We start from the raw sequence: 7,073 nt of genomic DNA on the forward strand, positions 1-7,073 counted from the left end.
CCGGCCGCCGCGAACCCGCCGATCCGCGCCATGCGTCCGCCGCCTGCGCGCAGCGCCAGGGCGGCCAGGCCAAGGCCGGCCAAATGCAGCGCCATCGTCGCCGCGCCGAACCCGACCGCAAAGTCGATCAGACCCGCGCCCGACGGCGTCTCCTGGGCGTGCGCCCAGCCGTGGGCGAGCGCGAAGGCGCCGATGGCCGCCGCCCCCAATACGGCCGGCGGCTTGAGGTTGAAGCCCACCGCCAGCCCGGCCATGGCAAGCGACGCCAGGATCACGCCTTCGACGCCCGGCGACGGCGCGCTGGTCAAGCCGAGGCCGAAGCCGGTGAGCATCGCGCCGGTGAACGCGGCCGGCCACAGCCAGCGCGCCTGATTGCCGGCCAGCCCGGCCCACAGGCCGACCAGCAGCATGGTCAGCAGGTGATCCAGCCCGGTGACGGGATGCAGCAGGCCGGCCGTTAAGCCCGTTTCCCCATGGCCGGGGTGGGCGAGCGCCGGCGAAGCGGCCAGCGCCAGAACGATGGACAGGATGGCGATACGGCGCATGTGGTTTCCTCAGGCGGGCGTGCGCACGGCCAGGCCGCCAACGCGCACGATGAACTCGGCGACCTCGGCGACGCCTAGGCCCGCGCGGATGTTGGTGAATGTGAACGGTCGTTCACCGCGCATTTTGCGCGAGTCGTGGTCCATCACCTCCAGGCTCGCGCCGACATAGGGCGCGAGGTCGATCTTGTTGATCACCAGCAGGTCGGAGCGGGTGATTCCCGGCCCGCCCTTGCGCGGGATCTTGTCGCCGGCCGAGACGTCGATGACATAGATCGTCAGATCGGCCAGTTCTGGGCTGAACGTGGCGGCCAGATTGTCGCCGCCGGATTCGATGAGGATCAGGTCGAGTCCGGGAAAGCCGCGGTTGAGTTTGTCGATCGCCGCCAGGTTCATCGAGGCGTCCTCGCGGATCGCCGTGTGCGGGCAGCCGCCGGTCTCCACGCCCAGAATCCGCTCGGCCGGCAGTGAGCCAGCGCGGGTCAGGAACTCCGCATCCTCGCGGGTGTAGATGTCGTTGGTGATCGCGGCGATCTCATAGGTGTCGCGGAAGCTGCGGCAGAGCGCATCCATCAGCGCCGTCTTGCCCGAGCCCACCGGGCCGCCGACGCCCACCCGCAGCGGATTGCTTTCGCTCATGTCCTGAACAGCCTCGTGTACTGCGTCTCATGCGCCATGGCGGCGAAGTCGGCGATCAGGCCTGCCTGGCCCATCGCCGCGAAGGGATCGGCGGGGTCGGCCAGGCTTGCGTCGCGCGCCGCTTCGATCGCCGGCTGACGCAGGCCGGCGCTCAGCAGTTGACCATCCGTCTGGCCGAGCGGGATCAGTCGCTGTGCGGCCGAGGCCAGATTCGAGACGACGCCGTGCAAATAGGCAGTCAGCGCCACATCAAGCGGCGCCCCGTGCCCCGCCATGAGGCAGGCCGCGACCACGGGGTAGGCAAGATCCTCGTCGTCGACGCCATCCAGCATCGTCAGCGCCAAGCAGGGCGCCGCGGCGCGCGCGATCCGCCGAAACGTCGCGCCTTGCGCGGTGGTCTCCAGGCGGCGCTCGTGGCTGGTCCCCATAGCCTGGGCGAGTTCGGCGATCTCCAACAGGGCGTCTCGGTCGCCCCGCGCCGCGGCGCTATGGGCGAAGGCGAAAAGCCTGGCCTCGCTACGCCCGCCGCCGAGGGTCATCCAGTCCAGCACCCAGGCCTGCGTGGTCGCGCGGTCGACAGCCAGGCCTTCCTCCACCGCCCACTCCAGCCCGCCGGAGTGGCTGAACGCGCCGATCGGATAGGACGGGGACATCCACGACAGCAGGTCGTAGAGCAGCGCGCCGTCCATCAGGCGTGCGCATGCGGATGTTGGTGGTCGCCGTGGGCTTGATGGCCGTGCCCGTGCGCTTGTTCGTCGTGGCCGCCGTCAGCGTAGGCTCCACCCTCTGGATCGAACGGCGCGTCGATGCGGCGGCAGCTTGCGCCCAGGCCCTCGACCATGGCGGCGATCACATGGTCGAAGCGGATGCGGATCGCCTCGCCCATCAACTGCGTCGGCAGGTGGCGGTTGCCCAGGTGCCAGGCGATGCGCACCAGGCCGGCCGCGTCCGGCGCGGTGATCTCCAGCACGTCCTCGTCGGCGGCGCGCACCAGGACCAGGGAGCCGTCGGCCAGCCGCAGGCCGTCGCCGTCGCGAAGCTGGACAGGACGGGCCTCGTACAGGCGCACCCGCAACCCCGCCGCCGTGGTCAGCACGATACGGCGGCGCAGCCGGTGATCGTGGTCCAGCACCAGCAGATCGGTCGCGCTGTCGGGTGCGAAGACGCCGCTGCGCAGGATCTCTTGGACGTCGAGCATGGTCAGGTCCTTCAGAACAGGAAGTAGCGCTGCGCCATTGGCAACACCTCGGCGGGTTCACAGGTCAGCAGTTCGCCGTCGGCGCGCACTTCATAGGTCTCGGGGTCCACCTCGATCACCGGCGTCGCGTCGTTGAGCTTCATCGACGCCTTGCCGATTCCAGCGCGAACGTTCGACACCGGCGCCACGGCGCGGCGCAAGCCCAGCCGCTGCGGCACGCCGGCCTCGATCGCCGCACGCGAGGTGAAGGTGATGCTGTGCGCGGTCAGCGCCTGCCCATAGGCGCCGAACATCGGGCGGAAATGCACCGGCTGCGGCGTCGGGATCGAGGCGTTCGGATCGCCCATCATCGCGTAGACGATCATGCCGCCCTTGACGATCAGCTCAGGCTTCACCCCGAAGAAAGCCGGCGACCAGATCACCAGGTCGGCCAGCTTGCCGACCTCGACCGAGCCCACTTCCGCCGACAGACCCTGCGCGATGGCGGGGTTGATCGTGTACTTGGCGATGTAGCGGCGGACCCGCAGGTTGTCGTTATCGCCCTGCTCGCCGGGAAGCCGGCCGCGCTGGACCTTCATCTTGTGGGCGGTCTGCCAGGTGCGCAGCGCCACCTCGCCGACCCGGCCCATGGCCTGGCTGTCGGACGAGATGATCGAGAACGCGCCCAGGTCGTGCAGGATGTCCTCGGCCGCGATGGTCTCGCGGCGGATGCGGCTCTCGGCGAAGGCCAGATCCTCGGGGATCGCCGGGTCCAGGTGGTGGCAGACCATCAGCATGTCGAGGTGTTCGTCCAGGGTGTTCACCGTGAACGGCCGGGTCGGGTTGGTCGACGAGGGGATGACGTTGGGCAGGCCGCAGACGCGGATGATGTCCGGCGCATGCCCGCCGCCGGCGCCTTCGGTGTGATAGGCGTGGATGGTCCGCCCGCCGATCGCCTTGATGGTGTCCTCGACGAAGCCTGTCTCGTTCAGGGTGTCGGTGTGGATCATCACCTGGATGTCGTAGGCGTCGCCCACCGACAGACAGCAGTCGATGGCGGCCAGGGTCGATCCCCAGTCCTCGTGCAGCTTCAGCGCCGCGGCGCCGGCGCGGATCTGTTCGACCAGGGCCTCGGGGCGGCTGGCGTTGCCCTTGCCGGCGAAGGCCAGGTTCACCGGCAGGCCCTCGGCGGCCAGCAGCATCTGCTCGATGTGCCAGGGTCCGGGCGTGCAGGTGGTGGCGTTGGTGCCGGTGGCCGGCCCCGTTCCGCCGCCGACCATGGTGGTGATACCGCCGCACAGCGCCTCCTCCACCTGCTGCGGACAGATGAAGTGGATGTGGCTGTCGACGCCTCCGGCGGTGATGATCTTGCCTTCGCCGGCGATGATCTCGGTCCCCGGGCCGATGGGGATGTCGACGCCGGGCTGGACGTCGGGATTGCCGGCCTTGCCGATGGCGTGGATGCGCCCGCCCTTGATGCCGATGTCGGCCTTCACGATACCCCAGTAATCGATGATCACCGCGTTGGTGATCACCGTGTCGACGGCGCCTTGGGCGCGGGTCATCTGGCCCTGGCCCATGCCGTCGCGGATCACCTTGCCGCCGCCGAACTTGACCTCCTCGCCATAGATCGTCGCGTCGCGCTCGATTTCGATGATCAACTCGGTGTCGGCCAACCGCATGCGGTCGCCGGTGGTTGGGCCGAACATGTCGGCGTAGGCCGCGCGGCCGATGCGATACGGCATGGTCTCAGCCCTTTCCGTCCAGCGGACCCATGACGTCGCCACGGAAGCCGACCACGCGGCGCTCGCCGCGATATGGCACCAGCCAGGCCTCGCGCGTCTGCCCGGGCTCGAAGCGCAGGGCCGAGCCCGCGGGGATATCCAGCCTGCGACCGTAGGCGGCCGCACGATCGAAGATCAGCGACGGATTGGCCTCGGCGAAATGGTAGTGGCTGCCCACCTGCACCGGCCGGTCGCCGCTGTTCGACACTTGCACGCTGACCGTGTCGAGGCCGGCGTTCAGCTCGATCTCGCCCTCGGCGGGAAACAATTCTCCGGGGATCATGCGCTCACCGGATCGGGTCGTGGACGCTGACGAGCTTGGTGCCGTCCGGGAACGTCGCCTCGACCTGGATGTCGAGGATCATCTCCGGCACGCCTTCCATCACCTGCTCGCGGCTGAGCACGTGGGCGCCGGCCTCCATCAGGTCGGCGACGCTGCGCCCGTCGCGCGCGCCCTCCATGACGAAGTCGGAGATCAGCGCAATCGCCTCGGGATAGTTGAGCCGCACGCGGCGTTCCAGCCGGCGGCGCGCGACCATGGCCGCCACGGCGACCAGCAGCTTGTCCTTTTCGCGGGGACTGAGATTCAACGCACTCTCCTCGTCAACACGTCCACACCCTGGGCGCGGCCCGGCCATCGCGCAGCACCGCCAGAGCGGCCGTCAGATCGGCGCGCAGCCGCTGGCCGTCCGGGGCCAGGAAGCGCGCCACCAGCATGCCGTTCCAAGCGCTGGCGGCGGCCCGGCCGGCGGCGTTCGCGAACACCTCGCGCAATGCGGTCAGGTACCGGCCGGCCTGAGCAGATACATGGATCAGCACCGCCATGGCCCGCGCACCGGCGCCGATGCTGGCGCGCATCATCAAGGCGTCGATGGGGCCTTCCAGGCGCTGGGCGTCGGCATAGATCAACCTGCCGTCACGCCAGATCCGCCAACTGTCGGCCAGCAGGCCCTCGCGCATCGTCTCGCCCATGGCGGTGCGCCCCAGCACCACCGCCTCGACGCCGTGGAAGCTCGCATCGCCGGCCATCCGCACCTCGGTGCGACGCACCAGCCGCGCGCGATCGAACAGGATGGTCTCCTGCGGCAGCCACTCGGCGCGCGCGCCGCTTGCCAATTCGAGCCGCGTGTCGATCACCGAGCTCGGGCCCAGGCTGCGATAGACCTTCTCCGCCGCCTGGGCCGCCACCACGCCGTGCGCGCCCGCCCCCCAGGAGATTTGTTGACGCAGCCGGTCGCCCCCGGCCACCCCGCCGCCTGTGTTGATCAGCACCACGCTCGCCGTCTCGCCGGCGGCGGTGCGGGGCGAACGCGCCCGCAGGCAGCCGGCCTGGTAGGATTGCGCGAGGTACGTGCGGCCCGCACGCGGGGCGAAGCCCAGTCGCAACTCGCCCCGCAGGCCGCTCTCGCGCATCGATGTCGAAGGCGTCGGTCCGCTGCGGTCGCTCACCAGGCGCAGCGCCCCAGACGCACGATCCACCGTCACTCGAATTCTCCTGCGTCTTACGCCGGCAGTTCGCAGCAAGCCGACGCCCGATCCGAGGGGGCGTTTGACGTATTGACCAAAACGCAGCCTCCAACAGGGCCGCCGATCGCGCCTGGCGCATGGTGCAGCTACGTCAAACGCCCCATTCCGCCGCTCCCGCAGTGCCCGCAACCATCGGGACGTCGCGACGGACGGCCTGGCTCCCGCCTCCCCTTGTCGGTCCTGGTTCGCCCGCCGCGACGACAGCAAGGAGAACGGGGATAATGAAAATCAGAACATGGATCAGCGCGGCTCCGGCCGTGCTGCTGGTCGCGTCCGCCGGCCTGGCGCATGCCGAGGTCAAGACGTCCGCCAGCATCGGCGCCTACAGCGACTATCGCCTGCGCGGCATGTCGCTCAGCGACAAGACCGCGGTCATGCAGGGCAGCATTGAAGCCAGCGTGCCGCTGAGCGACAACGTCAGCATCTTCGCCGGCCTCTGGGGTTCGAGCCTGGACAAGGAAGCCGGCGCGGGCGCCCTCGAAGCCGATCTGTACGGCGGCGTCGCGGTGACCACCGGCGACCTGAGCTGGAAAGCCACCTACCTGCGCATCGTCTTTCCGGACGACTCGCCCGCCGACATCGATTTCGACCAGTACGCCGCGTCTGTGAGCTTCCCGCTCGGGCCAGTGGGCGGCACCGTGGGCGTCGTGCACGACGAGTACAACGGCGGCACCCAGTCAACCTATGTCTACGGCAGCGGCTCCTATACCGTGCCCGACACCCCGTTGTCGCTGAAGGCCACCCTCGGCTACGAGGACGGCGACCCGTTCGACGGCAAATGGAACTGGGGCCTCGGCGTCGGCTACACCTACAAGGCGGTCACCTTCGGTCTCGAATACATCGACACCGACACCCAGACCATCGCCGCCACCGTCAAGGACCTTACCGACTCCACGGTCGTGGTTTCCCTGACGTCGTCGTTCTGATGTCCGCAGACGCGTCGTGAGGGAAGTGGCCGCGGTCCGTACTCGGAGGTCGGACCGCGGCCCGGCTCCTTTCGTCGCCATACGGCCAGTTCAGACGCCGGCTACGTCAAACACCCCATACCCGCGCTTGTTGCAGCGCAGCAGATTGGCTCTCGGGGGCCGGGCTTCCCGATCGAGATGCGCCCCGAGGCCGAACCAACTCAACGGGATACGGTGATGATCAACAGAATAAACAGGACGATCGCAGTCCTCCTCATGGCCGGTACGGCCCTGACGGCCTGCTCCAAAGGCGAGGAGAAGACCGCAACCGCGGCCGGCGGCGACGCCGTGAAAGTCGGCGTACTGCAGTCGCTCAGCGGCACGATGGCGATCAGCGAGGTGACGGTTAAGAACGCCTCGATGCTGGCCATCGACGAGATCAACGCGGCCGGCGGCGTGCTCGGTAAGCAGATCGAGGCGGTGGTCGAGGACGGCGCGT

The 7,073-nt window shown here is 69.1% G+C and carries 10 protein-coding genes; 2 read left to right on the top strand and 8 right to left on the bottom strand.

All coding sequences use genetic code 11. The features are described from left to right. From Q8M88_RS15890 to Q8M88_RS15925, 8 genes are all read right to left on the bottom strand, one after another. The coding region (locus tag Q8M88_RS15890; RefSeq protein WP_305598131.1) for a HupE/UreJ family protein at window positions 1–545 on the bottom strand (545 nt) is incomplete at its 3' end. Between the two features lie 9 nt (window positions 546–554). Continuing rightward, window positions 555–1,181, bottom strand: a complete 627-nt coding sequence (ureG, locus tag Q8M88_RS15895; RefSeq protein ID WP_305598132.1) for an urease accessory protein UreG — start codon at window positions 1,179–1,181, stop codon at window positions 555–557. Beyond that, window positions 1,178–1,870: an urease accessory protein UreF gene (locus tag Q8M88_RS15900; RefSeq protein ID WP_305598133.1), complete on the bottom strand. Its 693-nt coding sequence runs from the start codon at window positions 1,868–1,870 to the stop codon at window positions 1,178–1,180. Before Q8M88_RS15900 ends, ureG begins: the two co-directional genes overlap by 4 nt. After that, window positions 1,870–2,379 carry an urease accessory protein UreE gene (locus tag Q8M88_RS15905; RefSeq protein ID WP_305598134.1) on the bottom strand — a complete coding sequence of 170 codons (510 nt, stop codon included), beginning with the start codon at window positions 2,377–2,379 and terminating at the stop codon, window positions 1,870–1,872. Before Q8M88_RS15905 ends, Q8M88_RS15900 begins: the two co-directional genes overlap by 1 nt. 11 nt (window positions 2,380–2,390) lie before the next feature. Next, the gene (gene ureC, locus Q8M88_RS15910; RefSeq protein WP_305598135.1) at window positions 2,391–4,103 is read right to left on the bottom strand and encodes an urease subunit alpha; all 1,713 of its coding nucleotides are present in this window, start codon (window positions 4,101–4,103) and stop codon (window positions 2,391–2,393) included. A gap of 4 nt (window positions 4,104–4,107) precedes the next feature. Next, window positions 4,108–4,425 carry an urease subunit beta gene (locus tag Q8M88_RS15915; RefSeq protein ID WP_305598136.1) on the bottom strand — a complete coding sequence of 106 codons (318 nt, stop codon included), beginning with the start codon at window positions 4,423–4,425 and terminating at the stop codon, window positions 4,108–4,110. Between the two features lie 4 nt (window positions 4,426–4,429). Then, on the bottom strand, window positions 4,430–4,732 hold the full coding sequence (locus Q8M88_RS15920; RefSeq protein ID WP_305598137.1) for an urease subunit gamma: 303 nt from the start codon (window positions 4,730–4,732) through the stop codon (window positions 4,430–4,432). Window positions 4,733–4,745: 13 nt separating this feature from the next. Continuing rightward, complete coding sequence (locus Q8M88_RS15925; RefSeq protein WP_305598138.1) at window positions 4,746–5,627, bottom strand: urease accessory protein UreD; 882 nt, start codon at window positions 5,625–5,627, stop codon at window positions 4,746–4,748. Window positions 5,628–5,890: 263 nt separating this feature from the next. On the opposite strand from Q8M88_RS15925, the gene Q8M88_RS15930 reads away from it, so the two are divergent. Further along, window positions 5,891–6,595, top strand: a complete 705-nt coding sequence (locus Q8M88_RS15930) for a TorF family putative porin (protein WP_305598139.1) — start codon at window positions 5,891–5,893, stop codon at window positions 6,593–6,595. 177 nt (window positions 6,596–6,772) lie between these two features. Then, window positions 6,773–7,073: transporter substrate-binding protein (locus Q8M88_RS15935; RefSeq protein ID WP_305598140.1), on the top strand; the 301-nt coding region annotated here is incomplete at its 3' end.

This window comes from Phenylobacterium sp. (genome assembly GCF_030693805.1).
GTDB lineage: Bacteria > Pseudomonadota > Alphaproteobacteria > Caulobacterales > Caulobacteraceae > Phenylobacterium.